This is a genomic window from Streptomyces sp. RKAG293, from assembly GCF_023701745.1.
Taxonomy (GTDB): domain Bacteria; phylum Actinomycetota; class Actinomycetes; order Streptomycetales; family Streptomycetaceae; genus Actinacidiphila.
Window position 1 is genome coordinate 2169768 of the sequence record NZ_JAJOZB010000001.1, and the last position, 21319, is coordinate 2191086.

Consider the following 21319-nt stretch of genomic DNA (forward strand, 5'->3'; position numbering starts at 1 on the left):
GTGTGTCCCGCCGGCCCGTGGTGCGCACAAGGCGCGGTCAACGCGGAATCAGGCGTCGACCTGCTCCATGACCTCGTCGCTCACGTCGAAGTTGGCGAAGACGTTCTGCACGTCGTCGCTGTCCTCGAGCGCGTCGATCAGCTTGAAGATCTTGCGGGCGCCGTCCTCGTCGAGTTCCACCTGCATGGTGGGGACGAAGTTGGCGTCGGCCGAGTCGTAGTCGATGCCGGCGTCCTGGAGCGCGGTACGGACCGCGACCATGTCGGTGGCCTCGCTGATGACCTCGAAGGACTCGCCGAGGTCGTTGACCTCTTCGGCCCCGGCCTCCAGCACGGCGCCCAGCACGTCGTCCTCGGAGAGTTCACCCTTGGGGACGATGACGACGCCCTTGCGGTTGAACAGGTACGAGACCGAGCCCGGGTCCGCCATGGCCCCGCCGTTGCGGGTCATCGCGACACGGACGTCGGAGGCCGCGCGGTTGCGGTTGTCGGTGAGGCACTCGATGAGCACCGCGACGCCGTTCGGCCCGTAGCCCTCGTACATGATCGTCTGGTAGTCGGCGCCGCCGGCTTCCAGACCGGCACCGCGCTTGACCGCGCTGTCGATGTTCTTGTTCGGGACCGAGCTCTTCTTCGCCTTCTGGATGGCGTCGTAAAGGGTCGGGTTACCGGAGACGTCACCGCCACCCATGCGCGCCGCCACCTCGATGTTCTTGATCATCTTGGCGAACAGCTTGCCGCGCTTGGCGTCAACCACGGCCTTCTTGTGCTTGGTGGTAGCCCATTTAGAGTGGCCGGACATCGCCAGCTCCTTACAACGTCGCCAGTAGAAATGAACAGAAGAGATCCTACCGGGGTCGCGCTAGCCCGCGGTGCGCACCATGTCGACGAAGAGCTCGTGAACCCGGTGGTCTCCGGTCAGCTCCGGGTGGAACGAGGTGGCCAGCAGGTTGCCGGAGCGTACGGCGACGACGGTGCCGTCATCGAGCCGGGCCAGTACCTCGGTGCGCTCGCCGGTCGATTCCACCCAGGGGGCGCGGATGAAGACGCCCTCGACCGGGCCGCCGCCGATGCCGGTGATCTCCACGGCCGCTTCGAAGGACTCGTTCTGCCGCCCGAAGGCGTTGCGGCGCACGATCATGTCGATGCCGCCGATGGTCTCCTGGTCGTCCCGGCCGTCCAGGATCTTGTCGGCGAGCATGATCATGCCCGCGCAGGACCCGTAGGCCGGCAGGCCGGCCGCGACCCGCTCGCGCAGCGGCTCCAGCATGCCGAAGATGACCGCCAGCTTGGACATCGTGGTGGACTCGCCGCCGGGGATGACCAGGCCGTCGATCTCGGCGAGCTCGGCCGGCCGGCGCACGGGCACGGCCCGTGCGCCGGCGGCGGTGAGCGCCGCGAGGTGTTCGCGTACGTCGCCCTGCAGGGCCAGTACGCCGATGGTGGGTATGGCGCTCACGGTCCGGTTACCAGCCGCGGTTGGCGTAGCGCTCGGACTCGGGGAGGGTGTCGCAGTTGATGCCGACCATGGCCTCGCCCAGACCGCGCGAGACGTCCGCGATGACCTTGGGGTCGTCGTAGAAGGTGGTGGCCTTCACGATGGCGGCGGCGCGCTGCGCCGGGTCGCCGGACTTGAAGATGCCGGAGCCGACGAAGACACCCTCGGCGCCGAGCTGCATCATCAGGGCGGCGTCCGCCGGGGTGGCCACACCGCCGGCGCTGAAGAGCACGACGGGCAGCTTGCCGAGGCCCGCGACCTCCTTGACCAGCTCGTACGGGGCCTGGAGGTTCTTCGCGGCGACGAACAGCTCGGTCTCGTCCAGGGTGCCGAGGCGGCGGATGTCGGTGCGGATCTGGCGCATGTGGCGCACGGCCTCGACGACGTTGCCGGTGCCGGCCTCGCCCTTGGAGCGGATCATGGCCGCGCCCTCGGCGATCCGGCGCAGGGCCTCGCCCAGGTTGGTGGCGCCGCAGACGAAGGGGGTGGTGAAGGCCCACTTGTCGCTGTGGTTGACCTCGTCGGCCGGGGTCAGCACCTCGGACTCGTCGATGTAGTCGACACCGAGCGCCTGGAGGACCTGGGCCTCGACGAAGTGGCCGATGCGGGACTTCGCCATGACGGGGATGGACACCGCGTTGATGATGCCGTCGATCATGTCCGGGTCGGACATACGGGCCACGCCGCCGTCCTTGCGGATGTCGGCGGGCACCCGCTCCAGGGCCATGACCGCGACGGCGCCGGCGTCCTCGGCGATCTTCGCCTGCTCGGCGTTGACGACGTCCATGATCACGCCGCCCTTGAGCTGCTCGGCCATACCGCGCTTGACGCGCGCGGTGCCGGTCTCGGGGTTCTGGGCGGTGGCGGGGGTGGTGGACACGGTATGACCTCACTCGATGACGAATGGTGCGTTGTACCCATCGTGAACCGGTCCACCTGGCCGGAAAAGGGCCAATCCGGGGTCAGTGGCCTGCCGCGCCGTCCGCTGTGAACGCCATCGGTGGCTCGTCGTCCATCTCGAAGGCCAGCGGGAAGGGCGCGTGGCCGGCCAGCCGGAACCAGCGCACCACCCGGTGCCTGCGCACCGCCCGCGCCGCCCGGACCGCGTCGTTGTGGAAGCGCCGGGCCATCGGCACCCGGCGTACCGCCTGGGTCAGTTCGCCGACGGTCTCCTCGCCGCCGGGCGCGGCCAGCACCGCCTCGACGGCGTCCGGTTCGGCGAAGACCGCGCGCAGCGCCTGGCTCAGCTCGCTCTCGGCCACCTCACGGTGCTCGTCCTCGGACTGCCGGGCGGCGTGCGCGGACTGGTAGAGGACGATGGACGCCGCCGGGTCCAGCACCCCGGACGTCGCGAGTTCCTGGGCCACCGAGGCGCGGCGCAGCAGCTGCGCGTCCAGGGCGGCACGGGCGGCGTCGATACGGGCGTGCAGCCGGTCAAGGCGGCCCGCGGTCCAGCTCAGGTACAGGCCGATGGCAACGACAGCCACCGCGACCCAGATGAAGGTGGTCACGGGCGGCAAGGCTACCGTCGCGCCGGGTACTTCAGTCCCGGGCGAGCCCCAGGCGGGCGCGCAGGCCCACGCGTTCGTCGGTGGCGACGGCGGTGGCGCCCTCCGTCACCGTCTCGTAGACGGAGAGGATGTCGGCGCCGACCGTGCTCCAGTCGAAGCGGCGGACGTGCCTGCTGCCCAGTTCCCGCAGCTCCGCGAGGCGCTTGGGGTCACCGAGCAGCCGCACCGCGGCGGCCGCGAGCGCGTCGGCGTCCTCGACGGGGAACAGTTCGCCCGCCGCTCCGCCGTCCAGGACCTGGCGGAAGGCGTCCAGATCGCTGGCGAGCACCGGGGCGCCCGCCGACATCGCCTCGACGAGGATGATGCCGAAGCTCTCGCCGCCGGTGTTGGGGGCGACGTACAGGTCGACGCTGCGCAGCAGCCGGGCCTTGTCCCGGTCGCTGACCATGCCGAGGAACTCCACCTGGCCGCGCAGGTGTTCCGGCAGGGCTTCGACGGCTTCCTTCTCGTCACCCTTTCCGGCGACCAGCAGCCGGGTGTCGGGGCGTTCCGCGATGATCTTCGGGAGGGCCCGCATCAGGGCGGGCAGGCCCTTGCGCGGCTCGTCGATCCGGCCGATGAAGCCGATCGTGCCGCCCGGCCTCGGCACGCCGTCCAGGGCGGTGCTGCGGGCCCCTTCCGACTGCCACTTCGGCTCGGCCTCGGCGGTGGCGAAGAAGTCGACGTCCACACCGTTGGGGATGACCACCGCGTCGCCGCCGAGGTGCTCCACCAGGGTGCGCCGGGCGTACTCGCTCACCGCGATGCGCGCCCGGATCTTCTCCAGCGCGGGCTGCAGGATCGGATAGGCGGCGATCATGGCCCGCGAGCGCGGGTTGGAGGTGTGGAACGTCGCGACGATCGGCCCCTGGGCCGCCCAGCAGGCCAGCAGGCCGAGGGACGGCGAGGTCGGTTCGTGGATGTGGATGACGTCGAAGCCGCCGTCGTGCAGCCAGCGGCGCACCCGGGCGGCCGACAGGAAGCCGAAGTTGAGCCGGGCCACCGAGCCGTTGTACGGCACCGGGACGGCGCGGCCCGCGGAGACCACGTACGGCGGGAGCGGCGTCTCGTCGTCGGCGGGCGCGAGCACGGAGACCTCGTGGCCGAGCTTGATCAGGTGCTCCGCGAGGTCGCGGATGTGGAACTGGACGCCGCCGGGGACGTCCCAGGAGTACGGGCAGACGATCCCGATCCTCAAGGTTTCTCCGTTCCGGAACTGTTCGGGCGTACCTCGAGATCGGCGAGCCACAGCCGTTGGAGCATGTGCCAGTCCTCGGGGTGTTCGGCGATCCCGGAGGCGAAGGCGTCGGCCAGGTCCTGCGTCATGGCCGCGGCCTTCTCGGTCCGGTCGCCGAGTTCGGGGACGTCGACGGGTGGGTGGATCCGGCCGCGCATGATGGGCGAGCCGTCGTACCAGAGGGTGACCGGCAGGAGCAGGGCGCCGGTCTGCTGCGCCAGCATCGCGGGCCCGGCGGGCATCCGGGTGGCCTCGCCGAAGAACTTCACCTCGATGCCCGAGACGGACAGGTCGCGGTCGGCGACCAGGCAGATCAGACCGCCCGCGCGCAGCCGGCGGGCGAGGGTGCCGAAGGCCGAGCCGCCGGTGTGCGGCAGCACCTCCATGCCGAGTCCCTCGCGGTAGGCCACGAAGCGGTCGTACAGGGTCTCGGGCTTGAGGCGTTCCGCGACGGTGGTGAAGGGCACCCCGATCTTGGTGGTGACCCAGGCTCCGGCCAGGTCGTAGTTGCCCATGTGCGGCAGGGCGATGATGACGCCGCGGCCGGCCGCCAGCCCCGCTTGCAGGATGTGCGCGTTCTGGATGTCGACACTGCGGAAGCGTTCCCGGTCCCAGGCGGGCATCCGGAAGGACTCCATCCAGTACCGCAGGTACGAGCGCATGCCGGCCCGGGACAGCTCGCGCAGCCGGGCCTCGTCCGCGTCCGGTACGACACGGGCGAGGTTGGACTCCAGCCGGAGCACTCCCTTGCCGCGCCGCCGCCAGACCAGGTCGGCGATGTTCCGGCCGAGGGCGTTCGCCACCGGTTCCGGCAGCTTCTTCACCGCACCCCAGCCCAGCCCGTACAGGCCGTCGGTCAACCGGTCCTTCACGCGGCGCCGCCCCCGTTCGCACCGGCGACCGCGTCGGCCGCGTCGGCCTCCGCCGCCTCTCGGCGCACGGTGACGACCCGCTGGATCAGGGTCACCAGGCTGCCCGCGGCGACGACCCACAGGGCGATCGGCAGAAGCCACTCGATATAGGGAACGCCGAACTTGTGCAGCCCGGCGAGACCGCACAGGACGAGGGTGATGACGAGCCGCTCGGCGCGCTCGACCAGCCCGTTGACGTTCACCGGCAGGCCGATGGCCTCGCCGCGGGCCTTGGTGTAGGACACCACCTGGCCGCTGGCGAGGCAGAAGATCGTCACCGCGCAGAGCACGAGGTCGTCACCGCCGCCGGCGTACCAGAGCGCGAGCCCGCCGAAGACCGCCGAGTCGGCGACCCGGTCGAGGGTGGAGTCGAGGAAGGCGCCCCATCGGCTGGACACCCCGGACTGCCGCGCCATGTTCCCGTCGACCAGGTCCGAGAAGACGAACAGGGTGATGACGACGGTGCCCCAGAAGAACTCGCCCATGGGGTAGAAGACCAGCGCACCCGCCATCACTCCCCCGGTGCCGATGAGGGTCACCGCGTCGGGGGTGACCCCGATGCGCAGCAGGAACGAGGCGAACGGCGTGAGAACACGCGTGAAGAATGCACGCGCGTACTTGTTCAGCATGGCCTTCCCGGATGGATCGGTGGATGTCGGCTGGCCCGGTCGGCCACTGGACGGCCCATCGTAGCCAGCCCTCGTCGTCCGTATGCGTGAGGCACCCGTCGGTACCCTGGGGACGTACGACGTATGGACGCACCGTGACCGCCGTGGGAAGGTCGGATAACCGCGGGCGTCGCCGGAAACCCTCCCTTTGTACCCCGTCCCGGGGCACCTCCGGTGCGGTCTCCCGTGACGTTGCGCGTTTGTGCCCCTGCAGAGGGCGCGGTCCCCCATGCAGTGACGGACATGGAGGCGAGACCCGTGGGTGGAGCAGCCGACAGGAGAGACGTACATCCAGGAGCCGCCGGAAGGGCACCGGCGGCCGGCCGGCCCGAGAAGGTGCGCAATGTGGTGCTGGTCGGCCACAGCGGAGCGGGCAAGACCACACTCGTCGAGGCCCTGGCGCTGGCGACCGGCGCGGTGAACCGGGCAGGGCGGGTGGAGGACGGCGGATCGATCTCCGATCACGACGAGATCGAGCAGCGGCAGCAGCGGTCGGTGCAGCTGTCACTGGTGCCGGTCCTCTGGGGCGATGTCAAGATAAATCTGCTGGACACTCCCGGATACGCCGACTTCGTCGGGGAGTTGAGGGCCGGTCTGCGGGCAGCGGACGCGGCCCTCTTCGTCGTCTCGGCGGCGCAGGACGCCGCGGGGGTGGGCGGCGCGACCCGGTTGGTGTGGGACGAGTGCGCGGCGGTCGGGATGCCGCGGGCGGTGGTGGTGACGCATCTGGAGGCGGCCAGGTCCGACTTCGACGAGATGACGGCGCTGTGCGCCCGGGTCCTCGGCGACGACTCCCCCGACGCGGTGCTGCCGCTGTACCTTCCGCTGCACGGCGAGCAGGGCCCGGACGGGCACGCCCCGGTCACCGGACTGATCGGGCTGCTCTCGCAGCGGGTCTTCGACTACTCCACGGGCGAGCGGACCGAGCGGGCCCCAGAGTCCGGGGAGCTGCCGCTGATCGAGGAGGCCCGCAACCGGCTCATCGAGGGGATCATCGCCGAGAGCGAGGACGAGACCCTGATGGACCGCTACCTCAGCGGCGAGGAGCTGGACCTCAAGACGCTCACCGAGGACCTGGAACGGGCGGTCGCCCGCGGCACGTTCCACCCGGTGCTGGCCGCCGCCCCGGCGGCCGACGGCGCCCGGCAGGGGCTGGGCACCCTGGAGCTGCTGGAGCTGATCACCGGCGGCTTCCCGACCCCGCTGGAGCGCGAGGCGCCCCCGGTGAGCGCCCTGCAGGGCGGCCCGTGCCCGCCGCTGACCTGCGACCCTGACGGGCCGCTCGCCGCCGAGGTGGTGAAGACCTCCTCCGACCCGTACGTCGGGCGGATCAGCCTGGTGCGGGTCTTCTCCGGAACGCTGCGGCCGGACGAGACGGTCCATGTCTCGGGGCACGGCATGGCGGACCGCGGGCACGCGGACCATGACGTGGACGAGCGGGTGGGCGCGCTCTCCTCGCCCTTCGGGAAACAGCAGCGCGGGGTGGCGAGCTGTGTCGCGGGCGATCTGGCCTGCGTCGCCAAACTGACCCGCGCCGAGACCGGCGACACCCTCTCCGCAAAGGACCGGCCGCTGCTCATGGAGCCGTGGGTGATGCCCGACCCGCTGCTCCCGGTGGCCATCCAGGCGCACAGCAAGGCCGACGAGGACAAGCTCTCGCAGGGCCTGGCACGGCTGGTCGCCGAGGATCCCACCATGCGGCTCGAGCAGAACCCGGACACCCGGCAGGTGGTCCTGTGGTGCCTGGGCGAGGCGCATGCCGATGTCGCGCTGGAGCGGCTGCGCAGCCGCTACGGGGTCCAGGTGGACGCCGTGCAGCACCGGGTGTCGCTGCGCGAGACGTTCGGTGAGCAGGCCACCGCGCGCGGCCGGCACGTCAAACAGTCGGGCGGGCACGGCCAGTTCGCGATCTGCGAGATCCAGGTCGATCCGCTGCCGGCCGGCTCCGGCATCGAGTTCGTCGACAAGGTGATCGGCGGGGCGGTACCGCGGCAGTTCATCCCGTCGGTGGAGAAGGGCGTCCGCGCGCAGGCCGCCCGGGGCGTGGCGCTCGGCCACCCGGTGGTGGACATCAGGATCACCCTCACCGACGGCAAGGCGCACTCGGTGGACTCCTCCGACGCCGCGTTCCAGACCGCCGGGGCGCTCGCCATGCGGGAGGCCGCCGCCGGGGCCAGGATCGACCTGCTGGAACCGGTCGTCGAGGTCGGGGTGCTGGTCTCCGACGACTACGTCGGATCGGTGATGAGCGATCTGTCCGGACGGCGCGGCCGGGTCCTGGGCAACGAACCGGCCGGGCCAGGGCGCACGCTGGTCCGGGCCGAGGTGCCGGAGATCGAGATCGGCCGGTACGCCGTCGACCTGCGGTCCCTGTCGCACGGCACCGGCCGCTTCAGCCGCGCGTACGCCCGCCACGAGCCGATGCCCCCGCCGCTCGCGGCCAAGCTCAGGGAACAGGCGGATACCGCCAAGTAACGCTGCGGGAAGGCCAGTCGGCGGTCCGTGTGCCCCCCGCGCGGACCGCCGCGCCGATACTGTGGGCATTGCTCCAGAAGTGTGACGGCCCCCTCGCGGGGAATGGGCCGGTGGAGCCGTTGTGCCCGCGGGGTCGTGTGGGGGAATGAGGGGGCGGTAGTGGCAGACGGCAAGGGGTTCGACTTCAGCCCCGGGGCGCAGGTCCCGCTGATCGGTACGGAGGGCGGCACCGCCGCGACCCAGGCCCTGTCGTCCGCGGCCTACCGGGACTCCCCGGTCGAGGACCTCAGGAAGGCCAACGAGGACGCGGTGTTCACGCCGCCCCGGCTCTCGCTCTTCGAGCCCAACCTCGGTGAGGCGTTCGCCCGTTCCGTCCAGGTGCGGATGCTCGGCGCGGCGCGCGGCGAACTCGTGCAGTCCTTCGGTGCCGAACCCCAGTCCGTCGTCGAGCACTGCCTCGCCGCGAACCGGATCCGCCAGGAGCGCGACAACCGGCTGACGATCGTGATGGCCGTCTTCGGGCTGCTGTTCCTGCCGGGGGTGCTGATCTGGCTCGGCGCGTTCCAGCTGCGCAGGTCGCTGGCGAAGGCGCAGGACTCGAAGGCCGGCCCGCTGGGCGCGGTGATCCTGCTGGTCGTCGTCGCGTTCGCCGCGCTGCTCATCATCAAGCCGCCGCTGACCGGTTTCTGGCGCCAGTACCTGCGCGTCATGATGCTCGTACCGGTGCTGGGCTGGTTCTGGGCCAAGCGCATCTGCGAGCAGACCGCGAAGGACCTGCGCGAGCGCTGGGCGGGCCTGGTCTCCGGCAGCGGCGTCGGCGCCAAGATCCCCGAGGCCGTGCCGCGCAACCCGAACCAGACCCGGGCGGAGACGCTGCGGCAGAGCCTGGCGAAGCTCTCCGCCGAGCAGAACAGCAACGTGGTCTTCTACGCGGGCCCCAAGGGAATACTGGGCATGGGCACCCGCTGGGGCAGCTGGCAGATGGCCGAGGAGCTGGTGCCGCGCGACGGTCTCGCCGAGATCCACCCCTTCCGCAGCTGGGACGTCATCCGCGCCATCCACGACAAACTGCGGATGCTGGAGCGCGGCCCGCTGCACACCGGAGGCTTCCCCAAGGCGTCGATACGGCACTGGGTCGTCGCTCCGACCGGGGAGAACGCCAAGGCCATCTCCCGGCCCACCGGCGCCGAGGTCGAGGCGTTCACCGTCAAGGACTTCGAGATCCAGCGGATCTGCAACAACCAGCAGTTCGGCAAGGGCAACCGGCACTACCTGGGCATCCAGTTCGTCCTGTGGGACGGCCAGTTGGTGATAACGCTCATGGTCACGGTGACCGTGCTGGCGCAGACCCTGCGGGTCGAGGTGACGGGCCATGCGCTGGGCCCCGTGCACCCCATCTTCACCGCGCCGCCGGCGCCCAACTCCAAGACCGTCTCGCACCCGGTCAAGTTCTGGGAGACCCACACGGTGCAGCTGCCGCTGATCCACCCCGGCGAGGTGGTCCGGCTGGCGGCCCGCGCGCCGCTCACCCGGTTCCCCAGCGTGCTGGACCACCTCGGCGGCACGCTCGCACTGCCCGAGCCGTTCGGCCTCCGGCACACCTGGGCGGACAAGCCGTGGAAGCACCGCTTCATGGCCGATGACGCGCTGCGCGCCGCGACCCCGGTACTGCGGGCGGTGCACGCGGCGGCGATCCACGTCATGAAGGAGAACGGCGTCGACACCTCGCACTTCACCAACCGCTCGCTGATGCTGAGCGGCCTGGTCCAGGGCGCGGAACCCCGCAAGGCGGACGCCTACGACGCGTAGCGGCCGGGGGGCCCGGCCCCCCGGCCCACCGCGGCTTCTAGTCCTTCGGCCAGACGTCCGCGAGCATCTTGCGGGTGTCGGCCAGCAGTTGCGGCAGTACCCGGGTGTGCCCGATGACCGGCATGAAGTTGGTGTCGCCGCCCCAGCGCGGCACCACGTGCTGGTGCAGATGGGCGGCGATCCCCGCGCCCGCCGCCCCGCCCTGGTTCATGCCGATGTTGAAGCCGTGCGCCCCGGACGCGGTGCGCAGTGCCCGCATCGCGCCCTTGGTCAGCTCCGCCAGCTCCGCGGTCTCCGCGAGGTCCAGCTCGGTGTAGTCCGCGACGTGCCGGTACGGGACCACCATCAGGTGGCCGCCGTTGTACGGATAGAGGTTGAGCACCGCGTAGACGTGCTCGCCCCGCGCGACGATCAGGCCGTCCTCGTCGGATTTGGACGGGATCGAGCAGAACGGACATCCGTCGCCGGCCTCCGGGCCGGTCGGCTTGTTCTCACCCTGGATGTACGCCATGCGGTGCGGGGTCCACAGGCGCTGGAACGCGTCCTGCGTACCCACTCCGATCTGCTGCTCCGGCTCACTCGTCATGCCGATCAGCATAGGACTTCGGCCCGCGCCGCGTGTCGCAGGGGCGGTTCCCGCGGTGGTATCCCCGCGGTGGGACACCGCCACGCACGAAGGCCCCCGGAGCTCGCGCTCCGGGGGCCCGCCGTACGCCGTGCGTCAGACCTGGACGCGGTCCTCGACGGCCTTGGCGATCTCGGCGACGGCCTCGTCGACCGGCACGCCGTTCTTCTGCGTGCCGTCGCGGTAGCGGAAGGACACCGCACCGGCCTCCATGTCCTCATCACCCGCGATGATCATGAAGGGCACCTTGGCCTTCTGGGCGTTGCGGATCTTCTTCTGCATCCGGTCCGAGGAGGCGTCCACGTCGACCCGCAGCCCGAGGGCCTTCGCCTTGGCGGCGAACTCCTGCAGATACGGGACGTGCGCGTCACCGATCGGGATGCAGGTCGCCTGCACCGGCGCCAGCCAGGCCGGGAAGGCACCCGCGTAGTGCTCCAGGAGCACCGCGAAGAACCGCTCGATCGAGCCGAAGAGCGCACGGTGGATCATCACCGGACGCTGCTTGGAGCCGTCGCCGGAGGTGTACTCCAGGTTGAAGCGCTCCGGCAGGTTGAAGTCGACCTGGATGGTCGACATCTGCCAGGTCCGGCCGATGGCGTCGCGCGCCTGGACGGAGATCTTCGGGCCGTAGAAGGCGGCGCCGCCCGGGTCCATGACCAGTTCGAGGCCCTGCTTCTCGGCGGCCTTGCGCAGCGTCTCGGTGGCCTCGTCCCAGTTCTCGTCCGACCCGATGAACTTCTCCGGGTCCTTGGTCGAGAGCTCCAGGTAGAAGTCCTCCAGGCCGTAGTCGCGCAGCAGGTTCAGCACGAAGGTGAGGGTCGAGTCGAGCTCGTCCGCCATCTGCTCCTTGGTGCAGTAGATGTGCGCGTCGTCCTGGGTGAAGCCGCGGGCGCGGGTCAGGCCGTGCACGACGCCGGACTTCTCGTACCGGTACACGGTGCCGAACTCGAAGAGCCGCAGGGGCAGTTCGCGGTAGGACCGGCCCCGGGCGTCGAAGATCAGGTTGTGCATCGGGCAATTCATGGGCTTGAGGTAGTAGTCGGTGCCCTCGTCGAGCTGCATGGGGGGTACATGCCGTCCGCGTACCAGTCCAGGTGCCCGCTCTTCTCGAAGAGCGCGCCCTTGGTGGCGTGCGGGGTGTAGACGAACTCGTACCCCTCCTGCTCGTGCCGCTTGCGCGAGTAGTCCTCCATGACCCGGCGGATGACGCCGCCGCGCGGGTGGAAGACCGCCAGGCCCGAGCCGATCTCCTCGGGGATCGAGAAGAGGTCCAGCTCGGAACCGAGCTTGCGGTGGTCGCGCTTCTCGGCCTCGGCGAGGAAGTCCAGGTACGCCTTCAGCTCGTCCTTCGACGGCCACGCGGTGCCGTAGATGCGCTGCAGCTGCTTGTTCTTCTCGCTGCCGCGCCAGTACGCGGCGGCGCTGCGCATCAGCTTGAAGGCGGGGATGAGCCGGGTGCTGGGCAGGTGCGGACCCCGGCAGAGGTCCTTCCAGCACAGCTCGCCGGTCCGGCTGTCGATGTTGTCGTAGATGGTCAGCTCGCCCGCACCGACCTCGACGTTCGCACCGTCGTCGGCGGAGGCGGAGCCCTTGAGGCCGATCAGCTCCAGCTTGTACGGCTCGGCCGCCAGTTCCTCGCGGGCGTCGTCGTCGCTCACCACGCGGCGCGAGAAGCGCTGACCGCGCTTCTGGATCTCCTGCATCTTCTTCTCGATGCTCTTGAGATCCTCCGGCGTGAAGGGGGTCTCGACGTCGAAGTCGTAGTAGAAGCCGTCCTTGATGGGCGGGCCGATACCGAGCTTCGCCGACGGGAACAGCTCCTGCACGGCCTGGGCCATGACATGCGCGGCGGAGTGCCGCAGGATGTTCAGCCCGTCCTCGCTGGTCAGGGGACGGCTTCGACCTCGTCACCGTCGGCGACCGGGTACGCCAGGTCCTTCAGCGCGCCGGCGACGCGCGCGGCGACGATGCTGCGGTCGCCGTCGAAGAGCTCTCCGGCGGTCGTCCCGGTCGTGACCACCCGCTCTTCCCGCTCAACGGAATCGCGAATGATGATCACACGGACGTCTGACACCGGTTCTCTCCCATGACTCAATACCGCACGGCGGCGGATGCCGCACGGGTGAATCGTACCGAGCCCGGCGGGTGCGCCGCGAAGTGATAGAGGGACGGTGAGCTACCGGCGGACGCTTCTCAGGTCAGGAGTCTCCGCCGCAGGCGTCCTCGAAGGTGTCGACGCCGCCGTGCAGCGACTTCAGCAGCCGGTCCCGCTCGGCCTCGTCCACCTGGACCGGGGTGACGCCGACGGCCTCGGTGAGCCGGCGGAAGCCGCCCCGGCTCTCCAGCCGTCCGCTGACCCGGATCGGCAGCCCGACCAGATGGGCGTGGGCGGCGATACGGTACTCCGCCTCGTCCAGCCGGACCCGGACCTGGCGGACGTCGGCGCCGGCGAGCACCCGGAGCCGGACCGAGCCGCCGCCGGACGGGGTGGGCCGGCGCAGCCGGACGACGGTGCCCGTCACCCGGACCGGGACCGACGGTTCGCGGCGCAGATAGCGGGCGCTCGCCGCCTCCAGGGCCGGCAGGTCGCCGGGCGAGAACTCCACCGGCTCGGGACGGCTCGCGAAACCGCCGGGCGGACCGGCCGCCGGCGACCAGGCGAGCGCCACCTCCATGCCCTCGGTGCCGCGCACCAGCCGGACCAGCGCCTCGGCCAGTTCATGGCAGACGCCGAGGTCGACGGCGGCGTCGAACGCCTCCATCCCGCCGGTGGCGCGCTGGAAGTCCACCGCGTCCCGGGCCGCCTGCAGCGCGCGCAGCAGGGTCGAGGTCGCCGGCCGGCCCTCGGGGACGGGGGCGTACGCGGTGAGCAGATGGCCGCCGGTCACCGGCCCGACCAGGACCTGTTCCAGGAATCCCGCGGCATGCGGGCCGTGCCGCTCGCCGAAGTACCCCGCGGTCTGCCGGGCGGCGCGCGCGGCGGCCAGCAGCATCGCCCGGGCGCCGGCCCGCAGCTGCTCGGCCGTGGTCCACGGCACCGCGTCGCCGATCCGCGGCACCTCGCGCCGCCAGCGGATCTCGTCGCCGGGGACGGTGAGGGCGAGCAGCACCTCGCGCGCGGACGGGGCGGCGGAGCGGGCGAGTGCGGTGAGGGCCTCACCGAGCAGGTCGGTGTGGTCCGCGTAGCCGGGGTCCGTGGTCCGGCCGCGGCGCGGGCGGCCCTCGGGGACGAGCAGGCTGGTGCCGGTGCCGTTCCCCGTCGGCCGGCCGGCGTCCGCCCCCGCGTCCTGGAGCCGGACGGCGCTGCCGGGCGGGGTCCAGCGGCTGTACCGGCCGGGGGCGCCGCCGCGCCGCTCCCAGCCGTGCCGGACGAGCAGCGCGGTCAGCACCGCGGGGTCGACGCGCTCGGGGTCGGGCAGAACGGGCTCTTCGGTGTTCGTGGGCCGCTGCATCGTCACGGTCTTCCTCCCGCCCCGACCCGCGCCATGATCTGGCACAGCGCACGGTCGTCGAAGATCCGCGCGGTCGGTATCCGCACTGTGGTCTTGCGCTTGCCCGTCACGGCGACGCCGGCCAGATTCGTCCAGTAGCAGCAGTGCCGCAGTTCCAGCCGGTCGTGTCCAGCCGCCAGCCACTCGTCCTGCGTGCGCGGCACGAGCATCACCACCAGGATCTTGTGCACCGACGCCGGGGTCCTGGCCAGTTTCACCAGGTGCTCGTTCTCCAGCGTGAAGCCGAAGGTCGGCCCCGCCGGATGCGGGGCGACCTGGTAGGTGCACTTGAGCTGCACCTTTATCGTCACCTCGTCGTCGACGGCGTGCGCGCGCGAACTGTGGCTGAGATGCCAGTCGATGCCGTTGTCCGGAAAGGGCTGGGCGAGCGAGCAGCCGGCCGCCGCCGCGACCGCGTGCAAATACCCCACCTGCAGGGTCTCCATGCAACTGGTGGTGGCGAGCCCTCCCCTGAGCGGTGCGGCCCGCTCGGCCGTCGGCTCGCCCGGGGCGGGCTGCGTGAGCGCCATCGCTCTTCCGTGCCTTCCGAGCCGTGCGTTGTCAGTGCGTATCCGTCACCTGTGTCTTCTCCACCAGCGGCGGGTCGCAAACAGTTGCGGTTCAGTGACCCCGAGTTACGGGTACATACCGCTCAGCGGCGGCAGAACTGACCGCCCGTCAACCTCCCCGACATCCTTGGGAGTACCCCATGCCTCGCTGGTACGACGGGCCACTGGCCTCCTTCGACACCGAGACCACCGGCGTGGACGTGGAGCACGACCGCATAGTCTCCGGGGCCCTCGTGGAGCAGGACGCCCCCGGGGCCGAACCCCGCGTCCTGCGCTGGCTGGTCGACCCGGGCGTGCCCGTGCCGGAGGGCGCGCGGGCCATACACGGACTCAGCGACGCCTTCCTGCGGCGGCACGGCCGGCAGCCGGGTCCGGTCGTCGAGGAGATGGCGCAGGCGCTGGCCGGCCGGGCGGCCCGGTCGGTGCCGCTGGTGGTGATGAACGCGCCGTTCGACCTGACGCTGCTGGACCGGGAGTTGAAGCGGCACCGCGGCGGATCGCTGCACGGCCGGCTGGACGGGGCGGCGCTGTGCGTCCTCGACCCCCGGGTGCTGGACAAGGCGCTGGACCGCTACCGCAAGGGCCGGCGCACCCTCACCGATCTGTGCGCGCACTACGGCGTCGAGCTGGCGGACGCGCATGACGCCGCGGCGGACGCGGCCGCGTCCCTGGAGCTGGCGCGGGCGATAGGGCGGCGCTTCGCGGAGCGGCTCGCCGAGCTCGGCCCCGTCGAACTGCACGAACGCCAGACGGCGTGGCATGCGGGCCAAGCCCGCGGTCTGCAGGCCTACTTCGCCAGGAACGGTACGCCGGAACGCTGCGACCCGTCCTGGCCGCTGCGCCCCGCGCCGATGATCCCCGCGCAGCGCGCACGGCCCCCGGCCGCCTGAGCGCCAGGACGTCCGCAGCGCCCGTCACGCACGAAAACGGCCGGTCCATCAGGACCGGCCGGTCTCACTGCTGTGGGCGATACTGGGATCGAACCAGTGACCCCTTCGGTGTGAACGAAGTGCTCTCCCGCTGAGCTAATCGCCCGGGACGTCCCGAACAATACAGGGCGCGGGCCCGTCGGTTCAAACGCCATTCCCGGCCGGGCCGGCCGCGAGCCGGTCCCGCAGCCCCCGCCGCCCCTGGCGCATCATCAGCGCGTGGTTGGCCCGGAAGAACGGCCGGCACGGCACCGCGAGGCGGCGCATCAGGGGCTTGCGGACGACCACGTCCTCCTCGAAGAGCAGCCGCGTACCGCCGCCGTCGGCCGTCACCGTCCAGCGGACCCAGCCCTCCAGGTCCCCGGTCATGGTCACCTCCAGCACCCCGGCCACCTCGTCGTGGCGCGACTCGCGCGCGTCGACGACCAGGTCGTACGGGAGCATGGAACGGAACCGGAGGGTGCCGGTGGTCTCGCCGGTGCGCCGCACCTCGCGCACCTGCCGCCACCACAACGGGTACTCGTCGGGGCGTTCCAGCACGGCGTAGACGGCGTCGCGGCGGGCGCCGAGGCGCCAGGTGGTGCGGAAGCGGTAACGGCTCCAGTCCATGGAAGCCAGTGTGGGTACTCAGGCACGTTCTGAGTACCGGCCCGGATGACGGATCTCGTGGTCCACGCCACACTCCATCGGCATGGAGCCCCTACCGCCATCCGCCCAATGCCCCGCCTGCGGAACGTTTCCGCACCCGGCGACGCCCGTCCCGGTGTGCCCGCGCTGCGCGCTGCCGCTCCATGGGGAGATCGCCGTGGAACTGCGGGCGATCGGGACCGCGCTCGCCGCGGTCGACGCGGAACGCGGCCGTCTCCTGGGCCGCCGGGCCCAGTTGTTCGCCGCGGCGCGCCCGGTGGCCTTCCCACCGCCGCCGCCCGGCTGGGGCCCGCGCCCCGGTCCGGCCGCGGGTCCGTTCGCCGGTCCCTTCGCGGGTCGCGTCGCGGGTCCGGTCCGGGAGACGTCCCCGCCGAGCGCGCAGAATCTGCTGCTCTCCCTCGGCGGCATTCTGCTCGCCGTCGCGGTGACCGCCTTCACCGTCGTCAACTGGGGACAGCTCGGCATCGGCGGCCGGTCCGCGGTCCTGGGCGCGCTGACCCTCACCGCGCTCACCGTTCCCGCGCTCCTGCTGCGCCGGTCGCTGTCGGCCACCGCCGAGGTGATCGCCTGTCTCGGGCTGGTCCTGCTGCTGCTCGACGCGTACGCCGTGCGCCGGGTGAGCGCGGATCTCGGCGAGGTCCAGGCGCTGGTGTACACGGCGGGGTGCCTCGCCGTCGTGAGCGCGCTCTGGGCGGGCTACGGGCTGCTGCTGCGCGGCCGGCTCCTGCTGCCCGCGCCCGTCGCGCTGGTCCTCGCCCAACTGCCGCTGTCGCTGTGGGCCTGGGCGCACGGTTCCGTGCGCGGTTTCGCCGCCGCCGTGCTCCTCGCCGCCGCGTCGGACGCCGCCCTCGCCGTCACGGCACCGGGCCGCCGGCTGCCGCGCGGTCTGCGGACGACGGGCGCCGTGGCCGGCACGGTGACGGGTCTGCTGGGCCTGGCCGCCGCGCTCTGGCTGTCGCTGGACGCCGCGTCGGCCGGCGCCACGGTCCAGGCCTGCGGCCTGCTGCTGGCAGGTGCCGCGGTGGCCCTCACGGCCGCCCATCACCTACCGGCGGAGACTCCGGCGCACCCGGCTCCCGTCGCCGGTCCCCCACTTTTCAGCGCCCCCGCCACCCGGCACCCCGCCGCCGCGCTGCTCGCCGCCCTGGCCGCCCTCGTGACGATCGCCGGGACCGGTGGCGTGGTGCGGACCGGCGTCGCGGACGACTGGGTCGTTCCGGGGTACCTGGGCTGCGCGGTGGCCGTGCTGGCACTGGCCGCCGCCCTGCGCGGCGGCTCCCGCCGCGCCACGGCCGACGGGGTCGCGACGGGAGCCTCGGCGGCGCACCTGCTGGCGGCGCTGTGGGCGGTGCCCCCGCTGGCGGTGACCTGTTTCGGGCCGCTGAGCTGGGTGGGTTCGATCTGGACGGGCGCCCCGCACGCCGCCCGCGACGCCTTGACACCCCACGGGCTGCGGGTCGCGCCGCCGTCCATGGTGGTGGTCGCCGGGCTGCTCGCCCTGGTCCTCACGGCGACCGCGCTGCGGCGCCCCGCGTGGCGGGTGCCGGGTCCCGCGGCCGTGGTGTGCGGCGCCGTGACCGTCGCGGCGCTGCCCGCGGCCGTCGGCGCGACGTACCCGGTGGCGCTCTCCCTGCGGCTCGCGCTCGCGGTCGCGCTGCTCGCGGCGGCCGTGGCCGTACGCGTCCCGCTGCTGTCGCGTACCGCGCTCGTCACCGGCACGGCTACGGCCGTGACCGCGGTGGCCTGGAGTCTCGCCGGGCGGACCGCCACGTTCGCCGTGCTGGGTGTGCTCCTGGCGGCGTTCGCCGGGACGGCGGCGGTGCGCGGTGACGTGGTGCGGCGAACGGTGGGCGCCGTCGGCACGGTGGTGTGCGCGACCGGGCTGGCCTGGGCCGGTCCGGCCGCCGCGGGCCACCCGTCACAGGTGGCGGCCTTCCCGGTCCTCGCGGTCGGCGCCACGGCGGTGCTGTCCGCGGCACGGTCCGGGTGGCCCCGGCAGGCCCTGGAGCCCGCGGGGTGGGCCGCGGCGGCGCTGGCCGTCGTGCTGGCCGCCACGGACGCTCCGGCGCTCGCCCTGGTCCTCGCGGCAGCCGGCGTGCTGGCCGGCGCTCTCGCCCTGCGCCAGGACCGCCGGCGGGCCGTCTACGCCGCCGGCGCCCTGACGGCCGCTGCGAGCTGGGTGCGGCTCGCCGCCTCCGGCGTCACGACGCCGGAGGCGTACACGCTGTCGCTGTCCGTCGCGGGGCTGCTCATCGGCTGGCTGCGCCGCCGCCGCGACCCGGCGGCCTCGTCCTGGTCCGCCTACGGTCCGGGGCTGGCGATGACCCTGCTGCCCAGCCTGGTGGCCGCGTGGGGCGATCCGCACTGGCAGCGCCCGCTGCTGCTGGGCGCGGGCGCCCTCGCCGTGACGCTGCTGGGCGCCCGGCACCGGCTGCAGGCCCCGCTGCTGCTGGGCGGCGGCGTCCTGGTGGTCCTCGCGCTGCACGAGCTGGCCCCGTACGTCGTCCAGGTCGTGGGCGCGGCGCCGCGCTGGCTGCCGCTCGCGGTGGCGGGTCTGCTGCTGCTGGCGCTGGGCACGACGTACGAGCGCCGGCTGCGTGACGTCCGCCGGGTGCGCGAGGTCATCGGCCGGATGCACTGAGCGCCGCGCGGCGTTTCCGGGGCGCGGGAGGTCCGGAAACGCCGAAGGCCCGGAAGCTTTTCGGCTTCCGGGCCTTCGGTCGGGGTGGGCGATACTGGGTTCGAACCAGTGACCCCTTCGGTGTGAACGAAGTGCTCTCCCACTGAGCTAATCGCCCCTGTGCGGGGACAACATTACCGCACCTCAGACGGTGCCCAGGACCATCCGCGGGTCAGCCGATCCGCCATGGCATCTCGAATCCGAACCGCCAGAGGTAGTAGCCGAGCAGGGTGCCGATGATCACCAGTCCGACCGCCGTCAGGATGATGTTGCGGCGCCGCACCCTGGGGTCGAGCGCGCGCTGCGCCGCCTCGGTCACCTTGCGCTTCGTCCAGCGCAGCACGAGCTGCGCCCAGACGAATTCGGTGGCCCAGATGGCCATTCCCCCGAAGATCACCAACCAGCCGGGGCCGGGCAGCGGCAGCATCACCACACCGGCCGCCACCACGGCCAGCCCGACGATGAACACGCCCACCTGCCAGCTGAGGTGCAGTCCCCGGGATTTCCTGATGAATTCAGGAGCCTTCGAACCGAGTCTCCGGTCCATGGCCACGTCCTCCCGAATTTCGTCACTCTCCGCAGTCATGGCGCCAAACCTACCCGACGGGCGGAGATCACCGGAATGGCCTTCGACACCGTAAAAGTACTGGGCCGGACGAGGTACCAGAAGCCTCACAAACCAGTCAGAGGGGTTTACAACGTCCCCGCAGGTGGCATGTCGATTTCGCCGACGTGCGAATCCCCGAGCGCACACTGAGCGAAAGGCCCTGGCGCTTATGAACACCACGGTCAGCTGCGAGCTGCACCTGCGCCTCGTTGTGTCGAGCGAATCCTCACTGCCTGTACCCGCAGGCCTGCGGTACGACACGGCCGATCCCTATGCCGTGCACGCCACCTTCCACACTGGTGCCGAAGAGACGGTCGAATGGGTGTTTGCCCGCGATCTGCTCGCCGAGGGCCTGCACCGGCCTACCGGCACCGGAGACGTCCGGGTCTGGCCGTCCCGCAGTCATGGCCAGGGCGTCGTGTGCATCGCCCTCAGCTCCCCAGAGGGGGAGGCGCTGCTCGAAGCCCCGGCGCGGGCACTGGAGTCGTTCCTCAAGCGGACCGACGCCGCCGTGCCCCCGGGCACCGAGCACCGTCACTTCGATCTGGACACCGAGCTCTCCCACATCCTCGCGGAGAGCTGACCCCAGCCCACCAGCCGTCCGGTGCCGTCCTACTCGGGGGCATGGCCCGGACCCGACCGCCGTACGAAGCCTGACATGCGCTTCGCAGAGCCACCGCCGTGGACCACGACCCCCACGGCGGTGGCTCTCGCGCGCTAGAGTCGCCGGAACGCAGCCGCCCGACCCCCACCGGCCAGGGAGCGATTCCGTGTTGATCAACCATGACACCAGGTACGCACTCGACTGTGTGGTGGACCTGATCAACACCTCCCCGGAGAGCGAGGGCCGGGAGGGTCTGCACGATGTCGCCGCGCTGCGCGCGTTCGTCGAGGACCACCACGTGAGCGAGGTGGGGCGGCTCGGTGAGCACGACCTCGCCACCGTGCGCCGGGTGCGCGAGCGGTTCGCGCAGGTGTTCTGCGCCCCCAGTGCCCAGGCCGCCGCCACGCTGCTCAACGCGATGGTCGCCGAGGCCGGGACCACCCCGCGGCTCACGAACCACGACGGCCACGACTGGCATGTGCACTACTTCGCCCCGGGCGCGTCGCTCTCCGACCACCTGGCCGCCGACGGCGGCATGGCACTGACGTTCCTGGTCGTCGCCGGTGAGTGCGAACGGCTGCGGCGCTGCGACGCCCCCGACTGCCGCCGGGCCTTCGTCGACCTGTCGCGCAACCGTTCGCGGCGCTACTGCGACAGCCGCACCTGCGGGAACCGGCTGCACGTCGCCGCGTACCGGGCCCGGCAGCGCGAGGCCAGCCGCTGAGCCGCGCGGCTCACAGCATGACGATGTCGTAGAGCGCCCCGAACCCGATCAGCCCCGCGATCACGCAGAGGAAGAGCATCAGCGGCGGCTGGGAGAGCGCGAACAGACACCCCTTGGGCTCGTCGGCGCCCGCCCTCGGCCGCGGGATGTCTCCGGGGGCCGGCCTCTCGGCCTCAGATGTCGGCCGTGGGCACGGGGGTGACCCCCCGGAAGATCGCAGCACACCGCGATGATGACGCAGCACCCCATGCCGCCGCGCCCAACACGCGAACTCTCAGGGGTGGTTCTGCGTTCC

General features: G+C 71.9%; 19 protein-coding genes, 2 tRNA genes and 1 pseudogene. 6 read left to right on the plus strand and 16 right to left on the minus strand.

Annotation, left to right across the window (positions count from 1 at the left end):
* Positions 1-48 precede the first annotated feature (48 nt).
* From LNW72_RS09455 to pgsA, 7 genes are all read right to left on the minus strand, one after another.
* Positions 49-801, minus strand: coding sequence for a YebC/PmpR family DNA-binding transcriptional regulator (locus tag LNW72_RS09455; RefSeq protein ID WP_250975003.1), 753 nt, complete (start codon positions 799-801; stop codon positions 49-51).
* A 60-nt stretch (positions 802-861) separates the two neighbouring features.
* Positions 862-1458 (minus strand): pyridoxal 5'-phosphate synthase glutaminase subunit PdxT, encoded by a 597-nt coding sequence (pdxT, locus tag LNW72_RS09460; RefSeq protein ID WP_308401916.1) that lies wholly within the window; start codon positions 1456-1458, stop codon positions 862-864.
* A gap of 7 nt (positions 1459-1465) precedes the next feature.
* Positions 1466-2377: a pyridoxal 5'-phosphate synthase lyase subunit PdxS gene (pdxS, locus tag LNW72_RS09465; protein ID WP_138352642.1), complete on the minus strand. Its 912-nt coding sequence runs from the start codon at positions 2375-2377 to the stop codon at positions 1466-1468.
* An 82-nt stretch (positions 2378-2459) separates the two neighbouring features.
* Positions 2460-3017, minus strand: coding sequence for a hypothetical protein (locus LNW72_RS09470; RefSeq protein WP_250975004.1), 558 nt, complete (start codon positions 3015-3017; stop codon positions 2460-2462).
* A 22-nt stretch (positions 3018-3039) separates the two neighbouring features.
* The gene (locus tag LNW72_RS09475) at positions 3040-4245 is read right to left on the minus strand and encodes a glycosyltransferase family 4 protein (protein ID WP_250975005.1); all 1206 of its coding nucleotides are present in this window, start codon (positions 4243-4245) and stop codon (positions 3040-3042) included.
* Positions 4242-5156 (minus strand): phosphatidylinositol mannoside acyltransferase, encoded by a 915-nt coding sequence (locus tag LNW72_RS09480; RefSeq protein WP_250975006.1) that lies wholly within the window; start codon positions 5154-5156, stop codon positions 4242-4244. Before LNW72_RS09480 ends, LNW72_RS09475 begins: the two co-directional genes overlap by 4 nt.
* A complete protein-coding gene (gene pgsA / locus LNW72_RS09485) occupies positions 5153-5824 on the minus strand; it encodes a phosphatidylinositol phosphate synthase (RefSeq protein ID WP_138352646.1) in 672 nt (223 codons plus the stop codon). The genes LNW72_RS09480 and pgsA overlap by 4 nt, the downstream gene beginning before the upstream one ends.
* A 282-nt stretch (positions 5825-6106) precedes the next feature.
* Here pgsA and LNW72_RS09490 point away from each other — a divergent pair, with 282 nt between their 5' ends.
* Together LNW72_RS09490 and LNW72_RS09495 are read left to right on the plus strand one after the other, a co-directional pair.
* Positions 6107-8338 (plus strand): elongation factor G-like protein EF-G2, encoded by a 2232-nt coding sequence (locus LNW72_RS09490; protein ID WP_250975007.1) that lies wholly within the window; start codon positions 6107-6109, stop codon positions 8336-8338.
* A 159-nt stretch (positions 8339-8497) separates the two neighbouring features.
* A complete protein-coding gene (locus LNW72_RS09495) occupies positions 8498-10147 on the plus strand; it encodes a hypothetical protein (protein ID WP_250975008.1) in 1650 nt (549 codons plus the stop codon).
* Between the two features lie 37 nt (positions 10148-10184).
* Here LNW72_RS09495 and LNW72_RS09500 read toward each other — a convergent pair whose 3' ends face one another.
* The 4 genes and pseudogenes from LNW72_RS09500 to LNW72_RS09515 all read right to left on the minus strand — a co-directional run bounded on the left by LNW72_RS09500 (position 10185) and on the right by LNW72_RS09515 (position 14793).
* Positions 10185-10745 carry an HIT domain-containing protein gene (locus tag LNW72_RS09500; RefSeq protein ID WP_250975009.1) on the minus strand — a complete coding sequence of 187 codons (561 nt, stop codon included), beginning with the start codon at positions 10743-10745 and terminating at the stop codon, positions 10185-10187.
* Positions 10746-10868: 123 nt separating this feature from the next.
* A pseudogene (gene thrS, locus LNW72_RS09505) lies at positions 10869-12846 on the minus strand (threonine--tRNA ligase).
* Positions 12847-12970: 124 nt separating this feature from the next.
* Positions 12971-14224, minus strand: coding sequence for a hypothetical protein (locus LNW72_RS09510; RefSeq protein ID WP_250975010.1), 1254 nt, complete (start codon positions 14222-14224; stop codon positions 12971-12973).
* A gap of 2 nt (positions 14225-14226) precedes the next feature.
* On the minus strand, positions 14227-14793 hold the full coding sequence (locus LNW72_RS09515) for a DUF4365 domain-containing protein (RefSeq protein ID WP_250975011.1): 567 nt from the start codon (positions 14791-14793) through the stop codon (positions 14227-14229).
* Between the two features lie 179 nt (positions 14794-14972).
* Here LNW72_RS09515 and LNW72_RS09520 point away from each other — a divergent pair, with 179 nt between their 5' ends.
* Positions 14973-15722, plus strand: a complete 750-nt coding sequence (locus LNW72_RS09520) for an exonuclease domain-containing protein (RefSeq protein ID WP_250975012.1) — start codon at positions 14973-14975, stop codon at positions 15720-15722.
* A gap of 73 nt (positions 15723-15795) precedes the next feature.
* On the opposite strand, the gene LNW72_RS09525 is transcribed toward LNW72_RS09520, so the two are convergent.
* A tRNA-Val gene (locus tag LNW72_RS09525) sits at positions 15796-15867 on the minus strand.
* Positions 15868-15905: 38 nt separating this feature from the next.
* Positions 15906-16370: an SRPBCC family protein gene (locus tag LNW72_RS09530; RefSeq protein ID WP_250975013.1), complete on the minus strand. Its 465-nt coding sequence runs from the start codon at positions 16368-16370 to the stop codon at positions 15906-15908.
* A gap of 196 nt (positions 16371-16566) precedes the next feature.
* On the opposite strand from LNW72_RS09530, the gene LNW72_RS09535 reads away from it, so the two are divergent.
* Entirely contained in the window at positions 16567-19050 is a 2484-nt protein-coding gene (locus tag LNW72_RS09535) for an SCO7613 C-terminal domain-containing membrane protein (protein WP_250975014.1), read from the plus strand.
* Positions 19051-19135: 85 nt separating this feature from the next.
* Here LNW72_RS09535 and LNW72_RS09540 read toward each other — a convergent pair.
* Together LNW72_RS09540 and LNW72_RS09545 are read right to left on the minus strand one after the other, a co-directional pair.
* Positions 19136-19207: transfer RNA gene (locus LNW72_RS09540), tRNA-Val, on the minus strand.
* 54 nt (positions 19208-19261) lie between these two features.
* Positions 19262-19675, minus strand: coding sequence for a TIGR02611 family protein (locus LNW72_RS09545; protein ID WP_250975015.1), 414 nt, complete (start codon positions 19673-19675; stop codon positions 19262-19264).
* 190 nt (positions 19676-19865) lie between these two features.
* Between LNW72_RS09545 and LNW72_RS09550 the strand changes: the two genes are divergently transcribed.
* Positions 19866-20279 carry an SsgA family sporulation/cell division regulator gene (locus LNW72_RS09550; RefSeq protein WP_003959770.1) on the plus strand — a complete coding sequence of 138 codons (414 nt, stop codon included), beginning with the start codon at positions 19866-19868 and terminating at the stop codon, positions 20277-20279.
* A 187-nt stretch (positions 20280-20466) separates the two neighbouring features.
* Complete coding sequence (locus LNW72_RS09555; RefSeq protein WP_250975016.1) at positions 20467-21024, plus strand: CGNR zinc finger domain-containing protein; 558 nt, start codon at positions 20467-20469, stop codon at positions 21022-21024.
* 10 nt (positions 21025-21034) lie between these two features.
* On the opposite strand, the gene LNW72_RS09560 is transcribed toward LNW72_RS09555, so the two are convergent.
* Complete coding sequence (locus LNW72_RS09560; protein WP_250980489.1) at positions 21035-21247, minus strand: hypothetical protein; 213 nt, start codon at positions 21245-21247, stop codon at positions 21035-21037.
* Positions 21248-21319: the final 72 nt, after the last annotated feature.

Excerpts from the sequence above, each read along its gene's own strand:
- LNW72_RS09455 (WP_250975003.1), bottom strand. The coding sequence starts at position 801 with ATGTCCGGCCACTCTAAATGGGCTACCACCAAGCACAAGAAGGCCGTG.
- pgsA (WP_138352646.1), bottom strand. The coding sequence starts at position 5,824 with ATGCTGAACAAGTACGCGCGTGCATTCTTCACGCGTGTTCTCACGCCG.
- LNW72_RS09490 (WP_250975007.1), top strand. The coding sequence starts at position 6,107 with ATGGAGGCGAGACCCGTGGGTGGAGCAGCCGACAGGAGAGACGTACAT.
- LNW72_RS09500 (WP_250975009.1), bottom strand. The coding sequence starts at position 10,745 with ATGCTGATCGGCATGACGAGTGAGCCGGAGCAGCAGATCGGAGTGGGT.
- LNW72_RS09510 (WP_250975010.1), bottom strand. The coding sequence starts at position 14,224 with ATGCAGCGGCCCACGAACACCGAAGAGCCCGTTCTGCCCGACCCCGAG.
- LNW72_RS09515 (WP_250975011.1), bottom strand. The coding sequence starts at position 14,793 with ATGGCGCTCACGCAGCCCGCCCCGGGCGAGCCGACGGCCGAGCGGGCC.
- LNW72_RS09520 (WP_250975012.1), top strand. The coding sequence starts at position 14,973 with ATGCCTCGCTGGTACGACGGGCCACTGGCCTCCTTCGACACCGAGACC.
- LNW72_RS09530 (WP_250975013.1), bottom strand. The coding sequence starts at position 16,370 with ATGGACTGGAGCCGTTACCGCTTCCGCACCACCTGGCGCCTCGGCGCC.
- LNW72_RS09545 (WP_250975015.1), bottom strand. The coding sequence starts at position 19,675 with ATGACTGCGGAGAGTGACGAAATTCGGGAGGACGTGGCCATGGACCGG.
- LNW72_RS09550 (WP_003959770.1), top strand. The coding sequence starts at position 19,866 with ATGAACACCACGGTCAGCTGCGAGCTGCACCTGCGCCTCGTTGTGTCG.